16 protein-coding genes are annotated in these 20,524 nt (G+C 57.1%); 5 read left to right on the plus strand and 11 right to left on the minus strand.

From position 1 onward, the window contains the following. Positions 1-170: 170 nt before the first annotated feature. The 8 genes from I2G69_RS14070 to I2G69_RS05990 form a co-directional block, all read right to left on the minus strand. Entirely contained in the window at positions 171-584 is a 414-nt protein-coding gene (locus tag I2G69_RS14070; protein WP_207740549.1) for a TM2 domain-containing protein, read from the minus strand. Positions 585-822: 238 nt separating this feature from the next. Continuing rightward, entirely contained in the window at positions 823-2,589 is a 1,767-nt protein-coding gene (locus tag I2G69_RS05960) for a phosphoenolpyruvate carboxykinase (GTP) (protein WP_195451182.1), read from the minus strand. Between the two features lie 138 nt (positions 2,590-2,727). Further along, complete coding sequence (gene tsaD, locus I2G69_RS05965; RefSeq protein ID WP_191521323.1) at positions 2,728-3,744, minus strand: tRNA (adenosine(37)-N6)-threonylcarbamoyltransferase complex transferase subunit TsaD; 1,017 nt, start codon at positions 3,742-3,744, stop codon at positions 2,728-2,730. Between the two features lie 12 nt (positions 3,745-3,756). Continuing rightward, the gene (gene rimI, locus I2G69_RS05970) at positions 3,757-4,209 is read right to left on the minus strand and encodes a ribosomal protein S18-alanine N-acetyltransferase (RefSeq protein WP_191395834.1); all 453 of its coding nucleotides are present in this window, start codon (positions 4,207-4,209) and stop codon (positions 3,757-3,759) included. Then, positions 4,206-5,378, minus strand: a complete 1,173-nt coding sequence (locus I2G69_RS05975; protein ID WP_195560406.1) for a glycosyltransferase 87 family protein — start codon at positions 5,376-5,378, stop codon at positions 4,206-4,208. Before I2G69_RS05975 ends, rimI begins: the two co-directional genes overlap by 4 nt. A gap of 23 nt (positions 5,379-5,401) precedes the next feature. Further along, entirely contained in the window at positions 5,402-6,220 is an 819-nt protein-coding gene (locus I2G69_RS05980; RefSeq protein WP_195560407.1) for a putative RNA methyltransferase, read from the minus strand. Positions 6,221-7,297: 1,077 nt separating this feature from the next. Continuing rightward, positions 7,298-9,910: a DNA polymerase I gene (gene polA, locus I2G69_RS05985; protein ID WP_191395837.1), complete on the minus strand. Its 2,613-nt coding sequence runs from the start codon at positions 9,908-9,910 to the stop codon at positions 7,298-7,300. 172 nt (positions 9,911-10,082) lie between these two features. After that, positions 10,083-10,499: a MarR family winged helix-turn-helix transcriptional regulator gene (locus I2G69_RS05990; RefSeq protein ID WP_172749574.1), complete on the minus strand. Its 417-nt coding sequence runs from the start codon at positions 10,497-10,499 to the stop codon at positions 10,083-10,085. 275 nt (positions 10,500-10,774) lie between these two features. Here I2G69_RS05990 and dusB point away from each other — a divergent pair, with 275 nt between their 5' ends. The 3 genes from dusB to I2G69_RS06005 are packed head-to-tail and all read left to right on the plus strand — an operon-like array spanning position 10,775 to position 13,602. Continuing rightward, positions 10,775-11,767, plus strand: a complete 993-nt coding sequence (dusB, locus tag I2G69_RS05995) for a tRNA dihydrouridine synthase DusB (protein ID WP_191441134.1) — start codon at positions 10,775-10,777, stop codon at positions 11,765-11,767. Then, positions 11,764-12,699 carry a ComEC/Rec2 family competence protein gene (locus tag I2G69_RS06000; protein WP_207727199.1) on the plus strand — a complete coding sequence of 312 codons (936 nt, stop codon included), beginning with the start codon at positions 11,764-11,766 and terminating at the stop codon, positions 12,697-12,699. Before dusB ends, I2G69_RS06000 begins: the two co-directional genes overlap by 4 nt. Positions 12,700-12,711: 12 nt before the next feature. Next, positions 12,712-13,602, plus strand: a complete 891-nt coding sequence (locus I2G69_RS06005) for a hypothetical protein (protein ID WP_191405499.1) — start codon at positions 12,712-12,714, stop codon at positions 13,600-13,602. Positions 13,603-13,818: 216 nt separating this feature from the next. On the opposite strand, the gene I2G69_RS06010 is transcribed toward I2G69_RS06005, so the two are convergent. Both I2G69_RS06010 and I2G69_RS06015 read right to left on the minus strand, forming a co-directional pair. Beyond that, entirely contained in the window at positions 13,819-15,165 is a 1,347-nt protein-coding gene (locus I2G69_RS06010; RefSeq protein WP_191448501.1) for an MATE family efflux transporter, read from the minus strand. A 325-nt stretch (positions 15,166-15,490) separates the two neighbouring features. After that, entirely contained in the window at positions 15,491-16,759 is a 1,269-nt protein-coding gene (locus tag I2G69_RS06015) for a hypothetical protein (RefSeq protein ID WP_191441138.1), read from the minus strand. Positions 16,760-17,258: 499 nt separating this feature from the next. Between I2G69_RS06015 and I2G69_RS06020 the strand changes: the two genes are divergently transcribed. Further along, positions 17,259-17,960 carry a GNAT family N-acetyltransferase gene (locus I2G69_RS06020; RefSeq protein WP_140400328.1) on the plus strand — a complete coding sequence of 234 codons (702 nt, stop codon included), beginning with the start codon at positions 17,259-17,261 and terminating at the stop codon, positions 17,958-17,960. On the opposite strand, the gene I2G69_RS06025 is transcribed toward I2G69_RS06020, so the two are convergent. Next, complete coding sequence (locus I2G69_RS06025) at positions 17,863-18,558, minus strand: ABC transporter ATP-binding protein (protein ID WP_191405496.1); 696 nt, start codon at positions 18,556-18,558, stop codon at positions 17,863-17,865. The two genes, I2G69_RS06020 and I2G69_RS06025, sit on opposite strands and share 98 nt — an antisense overlap. Positions 18,559-18,913: 355 nt before the next feature. On the opposite strand from I2G69_RS06025, the gene I2G69_RS06030 reads away from it, so the two are divergent. After that, entirely contained in the window at positions 18,914-20,437 is a 1,524-nt protein-coding gene (locus I2G69_RS06030; protein WP_087231181.1) for a phosphomannomutase/phosphoglucomutase, read from the plus strand. Positions 20,438-20,524 lie beyond the last annotated feature (87 nt).

Below are 20,524 nucleotides of genomic sequence, written 5' to 3' on the forward strand. Positions count from 1 at the left end.
TCAAGAGTGAACTTGCATCCCCGGCCGTTTTTCGAGTTTTCCTGCCACAAAATATACGACGGATCTATGTCGAAATCCCACGCCCGCTGAAGGAAAAACAGAGAAGGCCCCTCCGTTTACAATGGAAAGGCCCCTTCCCCATCTGAACGTTTCTCCATATTTCGAAATTCCTATCGCTTTAAAGGCGCACCCGCAGAATCCGTGAAACTCCCGCAGGCGATTAGAATCACGTCCACCAGCCAGCCGATTCCAAAGACGCCGCCGGTCAACAGGTAGATCACACCCGTGCCGATCTTTCCTACATAAAAGCGGTGGACGCCCAACCCGCCCAAAAAGATGCACAGAAGCAGCGCGACCCATTTGCTCGATGCGGAAACAACCTCCATATAAGGCGGATAGTTCGGCGGGGCATAATACGTCGGGGGCGGCGGGTTCCACTGCCCTTCCCGGTACGTATAGGGAGGCGGCGCAGCATACTGCGGGCCCGCTTGCCCCTGCGGAGCAGCGGCCTCCAACGGGGTGCCGCATTGCTTGCAGTAATGGGCGTCATATGGATTGTCAAATCCACACCTTGTACATTTCATATTCAAAACTCCTATTCCCAAGATGCTCAATCAATGCCCTCATCATACCACGGGAAGAAAAGCCATGTCAACGGAACCGACCCGGCAACTGTTTCCAATTTTCAGGGCATCGTTCCATCCCCTTCGCCAATCGCCGCCGTCCCTCTCCGGAAACATCCCACCGGGCAGGCCGACTCCAAACAAAAAAGAGCGTTCCGGTTTCCCGGAACGCTCCCAAACCCCTGCGGGTTAAATGTTCTTATTTTGCGAGGTTCGCCTTGAGGGTATTCAGCTGATCGCGGAGCTCCTGCGGCAGCTTGTCGCCAAACTTCTTGTAGAATTCCTCGATGCCCTCGGCTTCCTTGGTCCACTGGTCCTTGTCGACCGCCAGGATGCTCTTCAACGTATCGACGCTGAAGTCCAGGCCTTCCAGGTTGATGTCCTCCGCATACGGTACATAGCCGATTGCGGTCTCCTGGGCATCCACCTTTCCTTCGCAACGGTTGATGATCCATTCGAGGACGCGGAGGTTGTCGCCGAAGCCCGGCCAAATGAAGTTGCCCTCGTCGTCCAGACGGAACCAGTTGACGTTGAAGATCTTCGGAGCCTTGTCACCCAGCTTTTCGCCCATCTCGATCCAATGCTTGAAGTAGTCGCCCATATGATAACCGCAGAACGGCAGCATTGCCATCGGGTCGCGGCGCACTACGCCGACCGCACCGGTCGCAGCAGCGGTGGTCTCGGAAGCCATGATAGAGCCAACGAACACGCCGTTGTTCCAATCGCGGGACTGATACACCAGCGGGGTGGTCTGTGCACGGCGGCCGCCGAACACGATTGCAGAGATCGGCACGCCAGCACCGTTCTCAAACTCGGGGCTGATGCACGGGCAGTTCTTCGCAGGCGCCGTGAAGCGGCTGTTCGGATGCGCGCCCTTCTCAGTGGAGGTCTTGCCGTTCCACGGCTCGCCCTTCCAGTTTTCCGCATGCTCCGGCGGATTCTTATCGAGGCCTTCCCACCACACGGTGTTGTCGTCGAGGTTATGCACAACGTTGGTGAAGATCGTGCCTTTGCCAGTGGTGTGCAGTGCATTCGGGTTGGACTTTTCGTTCGTGCCCGGTGCTACGCCGAAGAAGCCGTTCTCCGGGTTGATCGCCCACAGGCGGCCGTCCGGACCAATGCGCATCCAAGCGATGTCGTCGCCGACGGTCCAAACCTTGTAGCCCTTCGCTCTGTAGCCCTCCGGCGGGATCAGCATGGCCAGGTTGGTCTTGCCGCACGCGGACGGGAATGCAGCGGTGATATATTTCACTTCGCCCTTCGGGTTCTCGAGGCCGAGGATCAGCATATGCTCTGCCATCCAGCCTTCGGTCTTGCCCTGGTAGGAAGCGATGCGCAGTGCAAAGCACTTCTTACCCAGCAGCACGTTCCCGCCGTAACCGGAGTTCACGGAGATGATGGTGTTGTCCTCCGGGAAGTGGCAGATATAGCGCTTCTCTTCATCGATGTTGCACTTGCAGTGCAGGCCGCGCACCCAGTCGTTGCTGTCGCCGAGAACGTCCCAAACCTTCTCGCCTACGCGGGTCATGATGCTCATGTTCATGACAACGTAGATGGAGTCGGTCAGCTCCACGCCGATCTTCGCAAACGGGGAACCGATTGGGCCCATGGAATACGGGATGACATACATCGTGCGGCCCTTATAGCTATCCTTCGCAATATCGAACAGCATCTTATACGCTGCCTGCGGCTCCATCCAGTTGTTGGTGGGGCCTGCATCCTCTTCCTTGCGGGAGCAAATGTAGGTTCTGCCCTCCACGCGAGCCACATCGTTAACCGCCGTGCGGTGCAGGTAGCAGCCCGGGAGCTTCTCCTCGTTCAACTTAATCATTTCGCCCGTGGAGCAAGCCTCTGCGCGCAGCTGGTTGAGCTGTTCCTCAGAGCCGTCAATCCACATCACATTGTCCGGATTGACAAGCTTTTTCATGTTTTCAATCCAATTCAAAACGGATTCATTTTTTGTCATAAGTGTTCTCCTTCCGGCCCAATGGCCAAATTCACATTACTGGTTTAAGTATAGTACATTGTCGCAAAAATAGCAATTAAAAATTTGTGAATACCTAGCCTATTTTCCAAATTCGTGCAGGTTTTTGGAACCTCTCTTTCATCCCTGTGGGCCCTGTATGGGCATTTCCGCGCAGGCGTTTAAGTCCAGCCCCGCGGTATTCCCCGCCAAGAATTCGTAATATCCCTGCGCGCCCACCATCGCCGCATTGTCGCCGCAGAGGTTTAACGCCGGCATATACAGCTTCCATCCGTGCTTTCTGCACTCTTCGTCCAGACGGCGCCGCAGCAGGGAATTTGCCGATACGCCGCCCGCAATCACAAGCTTCTTGCTTCCAAACGCTTCCGCCGCTTTTACAAAATTCTGCACCAGGCAGTCCACTACCGCTTTGCGGAAGGAAGCGGCCAGATCCGGGACCGGCAGCTCCTCGCCCTTCTGTTTGGCGTTGTGGATCAGGTTGATCACCGCTGTCTTCAAGCCGGAAAAGCTGAAATCGTAGGGTGCGCCGTCCACCTTGGGATGGGGCAGGCGGAACGCCATCGGGTCCCCGTTCTCTGCAACCCGGTCCATCTCCACGCCGCCCGGATACGGCATCCCCATGGCGCGCGCCGCCTTGTCAAAGGCTTCGCCCGCCGCGTCGTCCCTTGTGCAGCCGATCACACGGAGGTCCGTATACCCGTTGACCTCCACAATGTGCGTATGGCCTCCGGACACCACAAGGCACAAAAAGGGCGGCTCCAGTTCCGGCGCGGTGATATAGTTTGCCGCGATATGGGAGCGCAGATGATGGACGGGGATCAGCGGCTTTTTCGCGGAGAGCGACAACCCCTTTGCAAAATTGACCCCCACCAACAGCGCCCCGATTAGACCGGGGGCGTATGTCACGGCGATGGCATCGATTTCGTCGAGCGTCATTCCGGCGTCGTCCAGGGCCTTCTGCGTAACCGGGACAATGGCCTCCGAATGCCTGCGCGAGGCGATCTCCGGCACCACGCCCCCGTACAATTTATGTTCCTCCACCTGCGACGCAATGACGGACGAACGGACCAGCCGCCCATCCTCCACAACCGCCGCAGCGGTCTCGTCGCAGGAACTCTCCAATGCCAATATCTTCATAAGCTTCCCCCTTTATTGAATCCCCTTTGCGGGCCGGGTCAGGAGCAAGGCATCCTCGTGGTTGTCCTCATAAAACCCCTTGCGCACGCCGGCCTGCTCAAAGCCCAGCTTTTCATACAGGGCAATCGCGGGCGCATTCGACACCCGCACCTCCAGGGTGATGAATTCCCCGTGCTGTTCCTCCATCCATGCAATCATCTGCCGGACCAACCGTTCGCCAATCCCCCGGCGGCGTTCCGCCGGATGCACGGCGACCAGGTCCACATAGCACTCCCCGCACACCGCGTGCATCCCGGCAAACCCGAGGCAGCGGCCCGCCTCTTCCGCCACCCAAAAATGGGCCGTATCGCTGGAGAGTTCCGCCGCCAGCCCGTCCCGGCTCCACGGCATGGAAAAGCACAACCGGCTGATCTCCGCCAGTTCGTTCAGATGCCGCCCCTCCATCGGGACGATCGCAAGGCTCATACCGCCGCCTCCACGCGCCGCTGGATGGGGTTCTGCGAAAGCAGCTCCCACAGGTGCTTCATCAGCAATACCAGGTTGATCAGGATTGCAATGGCCAGAAGTTGCTGCGGGTAATACACCAATCCAAACAGATAATTCGCGGTCGCACAGGCGGACGAAACGCACATAATCACCGCCGCATAGAGCTTTTTCGGGAAATAGAACGCAAACACCACACTGACGATGTCCGCCAGGAAATAGTACCGTTCATGCATGTGCGGCAGGATAAACGGCATTAAGATGGCAAACAGCAGCCCGATGGTCACCAGGATATCCGGCGTAATGGTGTATTCCTTCCGGTACAGCGCATAGAGCAGCATCAGCACCGCGCCACCCGCGAAGATAACGCCCGCATCCCCCAACGGTTCGGAGGCGACATTCCCGAGAAACGCATACAAATTCGGGATGGACATGCAAAGGCTCGTATAGAGCTTTGACTGCGAGACATACACGGTGAGCAGGTCCCATAGGCTCCTGCCCATGATTGCAGCTGGTATAATCGATAGAATATATACCGCCGGGATTAGCACCAAACTGCGCAATTTGATCTTCCGCTTCAAAACCAACAAAAGCAAAAACGGCGCAAAGAAAATCGCCTGCAATTTCAGCACGAACGCAATGGAAAACGCCAGCACCGCCCGGTTGGGACGGTTGACCAACAGATAATACAGGCATGCGAGCAACGCCGCAGTATACATCGCGTCGCACTGTGCCCATGCCGCGGAATTCAACACCACCGAGGGCAAAAAGAGCACCACCGCATAGGCCATAAAGCCCTGGGGCCTTCCGGGATACCGCAGGCTAACCGCCCGCATCACATAATAGGCCAATACAAAATCCGCCGTACAGGAGACCAATTTGATCAAATACAAATCGTTGAACGGCAGATAGGTCAGCAACGCTAAAATATAAAAGTACGGCGGCATATAATCGCCGATGTTCATCCCGATGGCCGCCAGCCCGCCGTTCTCCTTCAAGGTTGCAAACCAGTTCTGTAAGAATTGTTGGTAGTCGTTCGACTCAATCGGAAATAAGTAAAACCGCGTCAGCAGCGCGGCGCCGGAAATCAAAAGAAGGAACAGCATGTCCTCCCATCGGACTTCCTCCCGCGCGCGTTTTGTCGTTTCCACGCGTGCCCGCCCCTTTCGGAAATTTATGTAAGATTTCTTTGATAGACCAGAAAATGAAATTCAATATGCGTCTCCAACCGCTGCGTTTGGCGCAGATTTTCCCCGCCCTCAACGCCGGTTTTCCAATAATATGGGGTCATTGCAAACAAATTGAGCATGGTCTGCGGATCGGTGATCGTGATTTCCCTTGCAACCGCAGTGCGCTGCAAAAAGGTGAATCCAGGATACTCCGTCTCCTTATAGGGGTTCTCATACGGATGTTCATACAAAATCTCTTTCAGACCATAGAGATGCCTTTCCCCCGGCACCGCCAAAATGAAGTGGCCGCCCGGTTTGACCACGCGCGCCAGCTCTTCGGGGACAATCGGCGCGAAGACGTTCACCACCAGGTCGGCCGCAGCATCCGCAAAAGGGATCCCGAAGCTGCTTCCCACCGCAAACGCGATCTCCCGGTACCGCTTTGCCGCAGCGCGCACCGCGCATTTGGATATATCAAACCCAAACACCCGCGCCCGTTCCCCGAGCGCCTGCGCCAACCGGCCGGTGTAATAGCCTTCCCCGCACCCCGCGTCCAGCACGACCGGCGACCCGTTTTTCCCAAGGCACTCCAGCGCCAGCCGGTCCAGCTCGTCGCTGAAGGGCTGATACAGGCCCGTCTCCAGAAACGCACGCCGTGCGGCCACCATCTGTTTGTTGTCGCCGGGGTCCTTTGAATGCTTTTTATTGGGCGGAAGGAGATAAACGTATCCCTCTCTCGCCAGGTCGTAGTTGTGCCCCTTCGGACATATATAGGCTTTTTCCTCTTTCTGCAACAGATTTCCGCAGACAGGGCAGATAAACACGTTTCCCCCTCCCTTCTTTTCATTATCATTTGCTCTTCGGGAGCTTGTCCTTTCTGTCCGGCGTACACTTCGCTTGCTCTCCGCAGAGAGCCCCGCGCCGGCCGTGCGTGCAGGCTCAGCCTGACGGGAGCTTGTCCTTTCTGTCCGGCGTCACTTCGCTTGCTCCCCGCAGAAAGCCCCGCGCCGGCCGTGCATTCAGGCTCAGCCTGACGGGAGCTTCCCCTTTCTGTCCGGCGTACACTTCGCTTGCTCTCCGCAGAGAGCCCCGCGCCGGCCGTGCGTGCAGGCTCAGCCTGACGGGAGCTTGTCCTTTCTGTCCAGCGTACACTTCGCTTGCTCTCCGCAGAGAGCCCCGCGCCGGCCGTGCGTGCAGGCTCAGCCTGACGGGAGCTTGTCCTTTCTGTCCAGCGTACACTTCGCTTGCTCTCCGCAGAGAGCCCCGCGCCGGCCGTGCATTCAGGCTCAGCCTGACGGGAGCTTGTCCTTTCTGTCCGGCGTACACTTCGCTTGCTCCCCGCAGAGAGCCCCGCGCCGGCCGTGCATTCAGGCTCAGCCTGACGGGAGCTTATCCTTTCTGTCCGGCGTACACTTCGCTTGCTCTCCGCAGAGAGCCCCGCGCCGGCTGTGCGTGCAGGCTCAGCCTGACGGGAGCTTGTCCTTTCTGTCCGGCGTACACTTCGCTTGCTCTCCGCAGAGAGCCCCGCGCCGGCCGTGCGTGCAGGCTCAGCCTGACGGGAGCTTGTCCTTTCTGTCCGGCGTCACTTCGCTTGCTCTTCGCAGAAAGCCCTGCGCCGGCCGTGCGTACAGGCTCAGCCTGACGGGAGCTTGTCCTTTCTGTCCGGCGTCACTTCGCTTGCTCCCCGCAGAGAGCTCCGCGCCGGCTGTGCATTCAGGCTCAGCCTGACGGGAGCTTGTCCTTTCTGTCCGGCGTACACTTCGCTTGCTCTTCGCAGAGAGCCCTGCGCCGGCCGTGCGTGCAGGCTCAGCCTGACGGGAGCTTGTCCTTTCTGTCCGGCGTCACTTCGCTTGCTCTTCGCAGAAAGCCCTGCGCCGGCCGTGCGTGCAGGCTCAGCCTGCTCAGCCTGCTTTGGCGTCGAACCAGGATTTGCCGATCCCGGCGTCAGCGATCAGCGGAACGGACAGCTGCGCCGCGCTGCGCATCTCCTCGGTCAGGACGGCGGCGGCCTTCTCCGCCTCGTCCTCGGGCGCTTCTACAATCAGCTCGTCGTGTACCTGCAAGATCAGCCGGGACTTCATGCCTTCTTTGCGAAGCCGGTCCTCCACGCGGATCATCGCGATCTTGATGATATCCGCAGCCGTGCCCTGGATGGGCATGTTCCGCGCCACACGCTCCCCGAATGCGCGCATGTTGAAATTGGAGGACGCCAGTTCCGGCAGGTAGCGCCTGCGTCCAAACATGGTCTCTACATACCCCTGCTCCTTGGCCTGCTCCACCACTCGCTTCATATAATCGTCCACACCGCTGTAATGCGCCAGATAATCGTGGATATATTGCTCCGCCTCCTTGCGGGTAACGCCGATGTTCTTCGCCAGGGAGAACGCGCCGATGCCGTACACAATGCCAAAATTGACCGCCTTGGCCCGGCTGCGCATCATCGGGGTGACCATCTGCTCCGGCATGTGGAACACCTGTGCGGCTGTGATCCGGTGGATGTCGTCGTCGTGCAAAAAGGCATCGATCATATTCTGGTCGTTCGCCACATGCGCCAACACGCGCAGCTCAATCTGGGAATAGTCCGCATCCACCAGCACACATCCCTCTTTTGCCACAAAGAAGCGGCGCATCTCGCGTCCCAGATCCGTGCGCACTGGGATATTCTGCAAATTGGGCTCCGTGGAGCTGATGCGCCCTGTGCGCGTCTCGGTCTGGTTGAAATTGGAATGAATCCGCCCGTCCACGGCGATCACCTTGGTCAGGCCGTCGCAGTAGGTCGATTTCAGCTTCGTCAAGCTGCGGTAATTCAAAATCATTTCGACCGCCGGATGCTCATAGCGCAGGTTTTCCAAAATTTCCGCCTTGGTGGAATAGCCCGTCTTGGTCTTTTTTCCATGCGGCAATCCGAGCTTCTCAAAGAGGGCGTCGCCCAGCTGCCGCGGGCTGTTGATGTTGAATTCATAGCCCACGGACTGGTAAATCTCCCCCTGAATGCGGTCGATCTCCGCCTGGAGCGTCTCGCCGTACTGCGCAATGCCCTCGGCATCCACCAAAAAGCCAATCGCCTCCATATGTGCCAGTACGCGCGCCAGCGGCAATTCAATCGTTTCCAAAAGCTCCGTCTGGTTGTTCCGGGCGATCTGTTCCGCCAGCTTGTCCACCAGCGCGGGGAAAACCGCCGCCTGCGCGCGGAACAGCGCCTCCGTCTGCCGCCGTTTCCCCTCCACATCGCCGCGCTTGAGCGCCTCCTGCTCCGGCAGCTCCAACGGGAGGTTGTATTCCTGCGCCAACCGCGTCACATCGTAGGACGACGCGGACGGGTTCAGCAGGTAGGCTGCCAACATGGTGTCAAACGCCCCGCCCGGGATTTCTTCGCCGCCGAGCGCCGCATACAGCGGCTTGACGTCGTGGGTGTTGATGCGGATCTCGCTGCACGCACACAGCTTGCGCAGGAAATCCATCCCTTCCAACTCATATACACGGGCCTCCCGGCCGATGTATACGCGATACACCTGGCCATCCTCATACCAGACCAGGCAATCCGCGCGCCCTGCTGCGCGAAGCTGGTCAAACAGCGTGTCCGGCGCACCCTGCACCACCTCATGGGCGGGTTCCTGGACATTCGTTTCCGGCGCCGCGGTGGGGACGTTCAGCCCCAATTTTTCGATTAGGGAGAACATCTCCAGCTTGACGAGCAGGCGCGCCGCACCCTCCCGGTCGCCTTCGGTGGGGATATAGTCGGCCAACTCCGTGTCGACCGGCGCATCCCGCCGGATGGTGCCCAGGTAGCGGCTCAGGTAAGCGCTGTCCTTGTCGCGGATCAGCTTCTGGCGCATCCCCTCTTTGATGTCCAGCGTATCGATATTTGAATAAATATGATCGAGGTCATGGTATTTCTGGATCAGCTCGCCCGCCCCCTTAGGGCCGATGCCCGCCACGCCGGGGATGTTGTCCGAGCTGTCGCCCTGGATGGCCTTGATATCGATCAACTGCGGCGGCGTAACGCCGTAGTCTTCCAAAATTTTCGCCTCATCGTAAAAGGTCACCTGCGGCTGTCCCATTTTGGTGGCCGCCAGGCGCACCGTCACTTGCGCATTGACAAGCTGGAGACTGTCGCGGTCCCCGGTGGCAATCACACAGGTGTCCCCGGTCTCCGTACATTTCGCGGCCAACGTCCCAAGGATGTCGTCCGCCTCAAAGCCCTCGCATTCCACCAGGCGGTAGCCCAGCAGCCGCAATAGCTCTTTGAGGTTCGGCAGCTGTTGCGCCAGCTCCTCCGGCATCCCCTTGCGCTGCGCCTTATAACCTGCATACTCTTTATGCCGGAACGTCGGGGCGCGCATGTCGAAGGCAATCGCCACCGCATCCGGCTCCGTCTCATGCTTCAGCTTTTCCAGCATGGTCATAAAGCCGTAAATGCCGTTTGTATACAGCCCCTCCTTGGTGCTCAGCAGGCGGATGCCATAAAAGGCGCGGTTCAGGATGCTGTTTCCGTCCAAAACAAGCAGTTTCATGATGTCTCTCCCGTCTTATCAGTCAATTGTTTTATTATATCACTTTCCGAAGGGAATTTTAAGTGCTATAATAGCATCTATCCTTTATTATTTCCGCCTGCTGGGGCAACCACACCGCAAAAGGGAGAAACCGGCGGCCGTGGGGCCCGCCCTCTTTGGTTTTCCGAACGCCTTAAAGCTGTGTGTTCTCCACCATTTTTTCCAGCAGGACGCCCAGCTCCTCCTTTTCCTCCGGCGTCAATCCTGCGGTCAGCCGTTCCATACACTGGTCCCCCTGTCCAACCAACATGGGGTAGACCTCCTGGGCCTTTTCCGTTGGGAACAGGTTAAACGCCCGCTTGTCCTTGGGATTCTGCTCCCTGGTGATATATCCGGCTGCAATCAGCTTTGCAATGGCTTTTGCCACGACGCTTTTTTCGTGGGAAAGCCGTTTCACAAGCTCGGTCTGGGAAATGCCGCTATTTTTGCAGGTCTCAATGATAATGGTAACCTGCGAGGAGGAAAGACCCAGTGGCGCAGCGTGTTCGCTTCGCCAGGCGTTGATTTTGCGGTAAATCATCAACAAGGCGGCAATATTTCGATCTGGCAATCGCATGTCCTTCACCTTTTTTCGTTTGTTGTGTTTCGATTATAGCGAAAAATCGTGGCAAAAGCAACTATCTATTGACAAGCCAACGTTTTGGAATATAATAAAAAGTGTCATTTGCCACTATCTTTCAGAGAATCCCTCTGACTTCTTATATTCCGCGTTTGCAATGGGTATTTGCGAAAAGAACAGGCAGCCGGTTTTTCGCCCGATACGGGCGGGGAACCCTCCCCGGGAACCGGCTTTCCAACAATATTAAAGAAATACGGAGTATTCGAATGGTAAAGATTGGGAATTTGGAATTGGAAGGGCGCGCCGTGCTGGCCCCCATGGCCGGCGTCACCGACCGTGCCTTTCGCGAGCTCTGCACACGTTTTGGCGCGTCCTATGTGGTAAGCGAAATGGTCAGCTCCAAGGGCCTGCAATACAACGACAAAAACACCGGCCGCCTCATGGAGCTGGGCGGCGCGGAGCGGCCCGCGGGCATTCAGCTCTTTGGCGACGAACCCGCGGTCCTGGCGTTGGCTGCAAAAAAGGCGATGGCGTACCATCCGGACGTGATCGACATCAACATGGGGTGCCCGGTGCCAAAGGTCGCCGGGAACGGTTCCGGCAGCGCGCTGATGAAAAACCCGCCCCTGTGCGGGGAGATCGTCGCAGCGGTCAAACGGGCGGTCCCCGTGCCTGTCACAGTGAAAATCCGCAAGGGCTGGGACCGCAACTCGGTCAACGCCGTGGAGGTTGCAAAAATCTGCGAGGAAGCGGGCGCGGACGCCATCGCGGTCCATGGGCGTACGCGCGACCAGATGTATGAACCCTCCGCCGACTGGGACATCATCCGGCAGGTCAAAGAAGCTGTGAAAGTCCCGGTCATGGGCAACGGCGACGTGACCAGCGCGCAGGACGCCGCAAAACTCTTGCAGCAAACCGGCTGCGACCTGGTGATGGTGGGCCGCGGGGCGCTGGGGAACCCCTGGATCTTCCAGCAGATCAACGCATATCTGACGGACTCCTGCTGCATCATCCCCGGGCCGGGCCTTTTTGAGCGCCTGACGGTGATGGTGAAGCACATCGAGCAGATGTGCCAATACAAGGGCGAGGCGCACGCCATGCGCGAGGCCCGCAAGCACGTCGGCTGGTATCTCAAGGGCATGCGCGGCGCGGCAGAATTCCGCCGGCGCGCGGGCACCTTGACGACCCGCGAAGACCTGAAAGAGCTGGTCAAATGCGTTTTAGAAGCCAATCTAAATCATGGGGAGGGATCTGTATGAGTAAACGGCCAAGCCGCACGGCGCGCCGTGTTTCATCCTGGCTGGTGGTAGCAGCTATCTTAATCATTGCATCGGTGAGCGGCATCCGCCTGCATTGGAACGATATCCTGTCCAACGCAACGGGCACCGTGGCCATCCCGGAGGGCTCCACCTCGGTCTATTTTATCGACGTCGGGCAGGGGGATTGCGAACTGATCCGCACACCGGACGGGCAGAACATCCTGATCGACGCGGGGACAAACGCAACGGGAGACAAGTTGGTCCAATACCTGGAACAGCTCGGTGTGGAGCAGATCGACACCTTGATCGCCACGCACCCGCACGAGGACCACATCGGCGGCATGGATGAGGTGGTCAATGCATTCCCCATTGGGGACGTCTACCTGCCAAAGGTGGCGGACAGCCAAACGCCCACCACGCGCACCTACGAGCGCCTTTTGGACGCGATTGCGGACAAAGGCCTTTCGATCACGCCCGGCCGCGGCGGGATGACCATCCTGGACGACGATGGCATCAAATTGGAATTTCTCGCCCCGAACGCCGACTCCTATGCGGACCTAAACAGCTACTCCATTGTGGCAAAGCTCACCTGTGGGCAGAAGAGCTTTTTGTTCACCGGCGACGCGGAGGCGGACAGCGAGGAGGAAATGCTCCACGCAGGCTACGACCTGCGCAGCGACGTCCTGAAATGCGGCCACCACGGGAGTTCCACCTCCACCAGCGCGGCGTTCTTGCAGGCGGTTCAGCCCACATATGCGGTGATCTCCTGCGGGGTGGACAACGACTACGGCCATCCGCACCGTGAAACGCTGGATAAACTCAACGACGCTGGCGTCCAAATTTACCGCACCGACGAACAGGACACCATCCTGGCTGTGTGCGACGGGACGGACGTCACCTTCCAGACCGGCCTCGGATCTCTTGTCAAGTAAAGGAGCACAGCCATGTTTCTGAAAAATTTTAAAATCGACACCTCGCGTGCGCGGGAATTTTGGCCGCGCCACGTCAACACGTTGGAGGAACTCCCCGCGCCGTACCGCCCGCATGTGGCGGAGTGGATGGAGCAGGGGATGCCCATCTCGCAGGTCATTTTTGTCCGGCAGACCAACCACTGGGTCACGGAAAAGCCGGAGTATGTGCTCGCCTGGATGGGGCGCCGCCTCCTCTATATTCAAAAGCAGCCCCTGGGCGGCGTGGCCCCCACGGTGATCGAGGCCGATACCATTTTCTACGCCCTATATTCCCATCGCCTTCTGGACAACCGCATGACGATCGGTTATTCGGTGGACAACGAGCCGCAAACCATCATGCTTCATTTCAACGCGGCCACGGAAGAACTCTTCTACCCGGTATTCGAGCTTCTTCTGCGGAACCCCTTTACACAGCCGAGCGAAGCGCGCAGCAAAAACCAAGCGGATACCATCGTTTCCCTCCAGGAAAAGACCTTCAAGATGTGCAGCTATCTGGATTTCGTTTACCGCTTTGACGATACCATCCTGGCGTATTACTGGGATAAAAACATCACGCCGGAGCAGCAGAAGCGCAACGCAAAGAGCCTGAAGCGCATAGAGGATACGGAATATCTCGCTGCGCTCATGGGCCGGGGCCTCGCTTTGGAGAAGATCGCAGAAAACGCCATCGACGTCGCCTATCTCTTCCGCAGCGCCGTCGGGGAGGCGTCCGTGGTATCCTCTGCGCAAGGCGAGCTCTCCCTCTGTTTCCCGTGCGTCTCTGGGGAATCCTTCTTTGTCCCGGTCAAGCCGGAAAACCGCCCCGAGGCGGAGGCGTTCGCACAAAAGTTCAACAAGAATGTGAGCATTTCGCTCGCCAAATAAATCTCTCCGCCCGTGGGCAGCCCGCCTGCAAAGGATTCTTCCGCAGATGCACCACAGGCATATTCCTGCAAAAAACGCATGACAGAACAAATTCTGTCATGCGTTTTTTGGTTTCGTTTCAAATGTCGCTATCCGGGAATTCCCCAAACGACGAAGTAGTTTCCATCTGCCAGCCGTGCCCCTTCCTCTGGCTTTCCCTTGCCGCCTGCGAATCCGTTAGGCATTGGAGGCCGGCGGGCGCGCTTGGGCCCGCTTCCAGAGCATACGGGCAACATACAACAACAGCAGAATCCCCCACGAAAACGCCTCCGCATAGGCGATGATGCTGTTTCCAAAAACGCCTGCAAAGGCATACGATGCGATAATCCGGCACGCCAACGATACGATTCCTGCGACACTGGAATAGACCACATCGCCAATCCCTTCCAGATACCCGCGCGTGGCAGTCGCGAGGCCATAGACCACATAAAAGCTGGCCAGCCGTTGGAAGAATCCACGCCCGATTTCCACTGCTTCGGGCCCAGCGCCGAACAGCGCAATCAGCGGGCCTCCAACGGGGACAACCAGCACCGTCATCAACACCGACACAACGGCCATCAGCACCGTACCGACCATATAAATCTTCCGGGTTTTCTTTTCTTCCCCCGCGCCGTAGCTCTGGGCGACAATCGTGGAGATCCCGGAACCCAAATTGATAATGGGAAGCAGTGCGATCGAATCGATCCGGTATGCCGTTGTGATCGCCGCCACTGTTTGCGTTCCAAAGCCATTCATAAAGTTTTGCAGCAGCAGGCTTCCAAAGGCACTGACGCTGGACTGGATCATCGGCGGAATGCCAAAGCGCAGCCCACCGGCCAGGGTCTGCCGGTCCACAATCCCCCGCCGCAGGCGGAACCGCAGCACAGGGTATTTTTTGATTGCGTAAAGGATGATGAACACCGTCATGGCCGCCTGGGAAACAACCGTTGCAATGGCAGCCCCCGACACGCCCCAATGCAGAACGGCGACAAAATAGAGATCTAAGGCTACATTCACAACGGAGGAAATCAGAACTGCCAGAAAGGGGGCGCGGCTGTCCCCCATTCCACGGAGCGCAGCGGAATAGACATTGTAAACCGCCAAAAAAGGAATGCCCAGAAAAATGATCCGCAAATACGCTTCTGCCAGCTGCACCGTATCCGGCGTGGTATGAAGAAGATGCAAAATCGGGGAAGTCAACCAAATCCCCACCGCGGCGAGGATCGCAAAAAACACGCCAAGCGTCACGGAAAATGTTGACAGCACTTGGGGCACGGAATCCGTACGGCCCCCTCCGAATCTTTGCCCGACCAAGATCGAAAGCCCCAGGGTAAACCCGGTGATCGCCATAAGATAAAAGTTGATGACGGTGGTGGTCGCCCCGACCGCCGCCAACGCCCGCTCGCCCTCCACATTTCCCACGATGAAGGCGTCTGCCCAGTTATAGAGCTGCTGCAAGATCCCGCTCAAAATGAGCGGCAAGCTGAACGTAATCAATCCATATGCGATGCTTTTAAATCCGCTTGGCCCTTTTGATTCAACCACCGGCCATCCCCTCCTAAAGATCCCATTCTCCGAATCCCGGAACCCTGCAAAATGGAATCATCCCTGTCATAAATCCCCCAGCTCTGTTGGGGTAAGTAGCCGCCTCCAAAAGAAAAACCGTATCCAAGTTTCGCCTTGAATACGGCAGGTGCTTACCCGAACGGCTTGATTCTGGAAACCATTATAACAAATAGGCGGGAAACACGCAAGGGAAGCGTCCGGCGCTGGTTTTTCCTGCAAGGGGGGCGGGACCTTCCCAGATGGGCAACTGCGGGAAAAAGCCACAAAAGGCCGTGGGCATTGTTGCAGCCCACGGCCTTCCGGTTTATTTGTCGTTTGGCCCGTTGTCAAAGAAAGCGTCCCAATCAAAGTTCCCGTTTTCGTCCTTTTGATCCTTCATGATCTCGACTTTAAATCCATAAGGATTGGCCGCCGCATCCTTGGATTCCTCACGCGGCATCTCCCCCGGCTTTGCATCCGGAATAAACCGCACTTCCGGCTCGGCAATCTCAACATTCTTTTGTATGGGCGCCTCTTCTGTCAGCGCACCCACCGGGGGCGCTCCCTCTTCCGTAACCGCTTCGTCCTGCGGCTCTTCCGTGGGGATCTGCTCCTCTTCCTCGGGTTCCGCCAGGTCTTCCGGCTCCGATTCCCCTCCAAACAGATAGTCCTCGCGCTGCTGGACGCCGCTGCTGTCGGAGCTGATGTCCGTAAATTCCTGGATTTCCCCCGTATCATCAAAGGCCGCGCGTCTCCGCGGCGCAAAGAACTGGGCGTATACAAAGAACGCGATGCCGCCTAAACCAAGCACAATCAAGAGGATTCCCACCGGTAAAATCCAGGAGAACGATCCTTGGCTTGTATTCGAGCCGCTCTGGTTTTCCTGCTGCTGGATGTTCTCAAAGGGCTTTGCATCGGGCGACTGGCTGACCTCCCCGCTTGTGAGCAGCTCGCTCCAATCCTGGGAGGAAAGCAGATCCGGGTCATCGGTCGCTTCGGCTGCACGGGAAGCGTTCTCGTTGATCTCCTCGTTGTCCGTGTCAACGATGACCGACGGTCTCTGGCTGACCGGCGGTTGATAGGGCTCTTCCTCCACGGGTTCCTCTTCCACAGGCTCCGATGCCTCCGTATCGGAGGATTCTGTTCCTTCCGGCAGGCTCTCCGTCCCATCAGACGGGGTCGTCCCATCGGGATTTACCGGCGCGTTCGGGTCTGTGGGAGGCTCCGTCGTTGGCGGTGTCTCCTCTCCCGGCGAAGTGACAGGCGCATTGGGATCAAACGGCGGGGAAATCCCCGGGTCCGTCGGGGTCGTTGGGTTGTTTGGGTCCACAGGCGTCTCTGCATTGGGATCGGTGCCAGACGGGACCGTTGGATCGGCCGGCGTATTGGGGTCCGTGTTTGGAATAATGGGGTTGACCGTTGAATCCCCTGGCACACCCGGGTCCGCCGTAGACTCTACCGGCGTCGTTGGGTCTGGGACCGGCGTGATCTCCGTTGCGGATGCCGATGCAGCAAATGTAGAGGCTGCAAAGACAAGAACGGTAAATAGGAGGGCTGCCCGGTGCAGCAATCTATTGCATTTCGATCGTTTCATATTGATTAATTCGCTCTCCTGTCTAAAATCAGGCGTACGAGCCCCAAAAGGAAATCGTCGCATTTTCCTTACCATCATATCACAAACGGACCTAAAAATACAACTGGTAAATCGACGGCCCGTGAGAAAAGAATCCCGCCGGGGCGGCGGGCAAACTGGTTGTGCCCAAGCCGTGTCCCGATTCATACAATAATTATGTAAAACGGTATATGCCGCACAAGGGGCCAACGCCCACACCAGGCACACTATTTGTATAACTTATTTAAAAAATACAAATTGTATATCCAAAGGCGCTGTTCTTTTATGAGGGTGCTTTTTCCAGAAAAAGATTCCTAAAAATCCGCATGGAAATGCTTGCGGATGCCAGGGGAACGCGCTATAATGTAGGCGCGCAAACATACCTCCTCGGGAGGGCAGTGCAGATTGGCGTCTGCTCTTTGTTGCGCAGGCTCCCGGAGCGAACTCCGGGCAAAATTTTTGAGATGGGAGAATTTGAATCATGCGTACATTAGAGCCGGCCAGTATTACACTCGGCACGGTGGATGATCTTCCGCAAATCTATGCGGATATGGAGAAGCAGTTCCCACCCGACGAAATGTACAAGTATAAGAACCTCTTGCATCTTTTGCACGGGGACAAATACAAAATCTTATTGTACAAGCGGAATTCCGATGGAGAGCTGCTCGGCTATGCATTGGTTTATACCGTAGAAAATTGCAACATCCTTTGGCTGGATTACATCGCCATTTTAAAGGAGCATCAAACCCATGGCTATGGCGCCCAGCTGTTCAACGCTCTGTGGCACAAATATTGCGGGCCGTACGACGGCATTTTGTTCTCTCTGGAGCACATCAGCAAGAACAACCCCAGCTTGGCAAAACGCCAAGAGCTCCGCATTCAGTTCTATGAAAAAGTAGGGGCCTACCGGCTGCATGCCGATTTCCAACTCCCATGCGAAAACGGCGCGCTTCCCATGTATCTATATTTCAAGCCTCGCCGTGGATTGTGCGCCATCAGCCGCACCGTGCAGCTTCAGGCGATCCGCCAAATTTATGAATACTGTTTTTACCATTTTGCACACAACAAAGAGCTGCTCGCCCATTTCAAACCAACAATCTTGGACGAACGGCTTCTTCCAACACGCCGTCCCGTATTGCAACACGCCGCTGCGCCCGTTGTGCAATCCGTTCGTCGTGCGTAATTAAGAGGACCGTCCGGCCCTCTTCATGCAATCCATGTAAGATATCCATGACCGCCGCGCCTGATTTCGTATCGAGGTTGCCGGTGGGTTCGTCCGCCAAAATGATGGGTGGCCTTGCCGCAATCGCGCGCGCAATGGCCACCCTTTGTTGTTGCCCGCCGCTCATTTGGCTGGGCCGGTGGCGCATCCGTTCTTTCAATCCAACCCGGAACAAGGCGTCTTCAGCCAAAGCGTGCCGTTCCTCCCGCGGGATTCCCCGATAGGAAAGCGGCAGCTCCACATTTTCCAGCGCGGTCAATCCCGGCACCAAATTGAACCCCTGAAAAATGAACCCAATTTCCCGGTTCCGGATGCTGGAGAGCTGGTCTTCGGAAAGCGCGTCAACATTTTCCCCGTCAAGGATGTATTCCCCGGAGGTTGGCGTATCCAAACAGCCCAACACATTCATCAGCGTGGACTTTCCGGAGCCCGACCGCCCTACAATGGCGACAAACTCCCCCTTGTCCACCGTGAGGGAAACGCCATCCAATGCGCGGACCTCATTTTCCCCTTGATGATAGATTTTATAAAGATTGCGTACGATCATAATTGGTTCCATCTTTTCACCCCGCAATATCATACCCAGCAATATTGCAAAGATACTGGCAGCAAAAGCTTTTACAAATGTGCCAGAATCCGGTATAATAAAGATAAGAAGGGTGTTTTTCCTTTCAGGCGAATCAGTGCGATTGAAAGACATGGGGGAATTGGCCCTACTTGGGTTTTATACTCTATAGGATGGAGTGGTCCCGCCTTGGATCGATCGTGAGGGGATAAAATCCATGGCATACGAATAGATGGCAATACGTTCAATAGAGGCAAACCGCAATAGGATTCCACAATCTCTGCTTTTACGAAATCTCACGAAAGTTTAATAAGCCAAGGATTTTTAATAAATTAAAGGAGAACGAACAATGCTGAATACCTATTGGAAACAATTTAAGAGTGGCACGGATATCCGCGGAGTGGCCAGCGAGGGGGTTGCGGGACAGGAGGTCAACTTGACCGACGAAGCCATTGAAAAAATGGCGGCGGGATTTGTCTTGTGGTTGTCCCAAGCGGTTGAAAAAGAACCGTCCGCTCTGACCATCGCTGTTGGGCACGATTCCCGCATTTCTGCGCAGCGCATCCAGGATGCCGTCACGCGCGTCCTGGTGGGAGCGGGCGTGCGGGTGCTGGACTGCGGCCTGGCTTCCACTCCTTCCATGTTCATGACAACCATCGACCTGGCGTGCGACGGTTCGGTTCAGATCACCGCAAGCCACCATCCGTTCAACCGCAACGGCTTGAAATTCTTCACAAAAAACGGCGGTTTGGACGGCCCGGACATCGAGCAGATCCTTCTGTTTGCGCAGGAGGGCCAGACGCCGCCCGCAGGCGAGGGCCATGTGGAGGCGGTCAACTACATGGCGGACTATGCCAAGCGTCTGCGCGAGATGATCCAGAAGGGCGTCAATGCGGCGGACTATGAACATCCGCTCAAGGGCTTCCATATTGTGGTGGACGCCGGCAACGGCGCAGGCGGGTTCTACGCGAGCGATGTGCTGGCGCCGCTGGGCGCGGACGTCACAGGAAGCCAATTCTTGGAGCCCGACGGCATGTTCCCGAACCATATCCCCAACCCGGAGAACGAAGAGGCGATGCAGTCCATCTGCAAAGCGGTCTTGGATGCAAAGGCGGACATGGGCGTGATCTTCGACACCGACGTGGACCGCGGCGGTGCGGTGGACGCGCGCGGCGAAGAGATCAACCGCAACCGCCTGGTAGCGATTGCATCCGCGATTGCGTTGGAGGGCAATCCCGGCGGCACGATCGTGACCGACTCCATCACGTCCAGCGGCCTAAAGGAATACATCGAAGGGACTTTGGGCGGCGTCCACCATCGCTTTAAGCGTGGCTACAAAAACGTCATCAACGAGGCGCTGCGTCTGAATCAGGAGGGCGTCAACTGCCCGTTGGCGATTGAAACGTCCGGCCATGCGGCCATGCGGGAAAATTACTTCCTGGACGACGGCGCCTATTTGGTGACAAAAATCATCATCCAGATGGCGCGCCTGCGCGCAGAGGGCAAGACCCTGGACTCGATGTTGGAATCGCTCAAAGAGCCGGTGGAGACGGCAGAACTGCGGTTCCCGATTCTCAAAGAGGATTTCCGTTCCTATGGGGAGTCCGTGATTGCCGGTGTGAGCGCCTATGCAAAGACGCATGCCTGGAATGTTGCGCCGGATAACCGCGAAGGCATCCGCGTTTCGTTTGGCAAGGACAAAGGGGACGGCTGGTTCCTGCTGCGGTTGAGCGTACACGATCCGATCATGCCGCTGAATATCGAGAGCGACACCGTTGGCGGCACGAAGCTGATTGCCGAGCAGCTCAACGATTTCCTGATGGAGTGCCAGTGGCTGGGCCACGAGGTAATGGATAATTTCTTGGCCCAATAACGGCCGGTTGTTTGATTGCGAAATAGACGATAAGCCAGCTCACGGGAGTGCAAAATGCTCCGATGGGCTGGCTTTTTTCTTTTGACA

It is taken from the genome of Anaeromassilibacillus sp. D41t1_190614_C2, from assembly GCF_015558525.1.
GTDB lineage: Bacteria > Bacillota > Clostridia > Oscillospirales > Acutalibacteraceae > Anaeromassilibacillus > Anaeromassilibacillus stercoravium.

Bases quoted from the DNA above. Each gene is read 5' to 3' on its own strand.
- I2G69_RS14070 (WP_207740549.1), bottom strand. From the start codon at position 584: ATGAAATGTACAAGGTGTGGATTTGACAATCCATATGACGCCCATTAC.
- I2G69_RS05960 (WP_195451182.1), bottom strand. From the start codon at position 2,589: ATGACAAAAAATGAATCCGTTTTGAATTGGATTGAAAACATGAAAAAG.
- tsaD (WP_191521323.1), bottom strand. From the start codon at position 3,744: ATGAAGATATTGGCATTGGAGAGTTCCTGCGACGAGACCGCTGCGGCG.
- rimI (WP_191395834.1), bottom strand. From the start codon at position 4,209: ATGAGCCTTGCGATCGTCCCGATGGAGGGGCGGCATCTGAACGAACTG.
- polA (WP_191395837.1), bottom strand. From the start codon at position 9,910: ATGAAACTGCTTGTTTTGGACGGAAACAGCATCCTGAACCGCGCCTTT.
- dusB (WP_191441134.1), top strand. From the start codon at position 10,775: ATGGTAAAGATTGGGAATTTGGAATTGGAAGGGCGCGCCGTGCTGGCC.
- I2G69_RS06000 (WP_207727199.1), top strand. From the start codon at position 11,764: ATGAGTAAACGGCCAAGCCGCACGGCGCGCCGTGTTTCATCCTGGCTG.
- I2G69_RS06005 (WP_191405499.1), top strand. From the start codon at position 12,712: ATGTTTCTGAAAAATTTTAAAATCGACACCTCGCGTGCGCGGGAATTT.
- I2G69_RS06015 (WP_191441138.1), bottom strand. From the start codon at position 16,759: ATGAAACGATCGAAATGCAATAGATTGCTGCACCGGGCAGCCCTCCTA.
- I2G69_RS06020 (WP_140400328.1), top strand. From the start codon at position 17,259: ATGCGTACATTAGAGCCGGCCAGTATTACACTCGGCACGGTGGATGAT.
- I2G69_RS06025 (WP_191405496.1), bottom strand. From the start codon at position 18,558: ATGGAACCAATTATGATCGTACGCAATCTTTATAAAATCTATCATCAA.
- I2G69_RS06030 (WP_087231181.1), top strand. From the start codon at position 18,914: ATGCTGAATACCTATTGGAAACAATTTAAGAGTGGCACGGATATCCGC.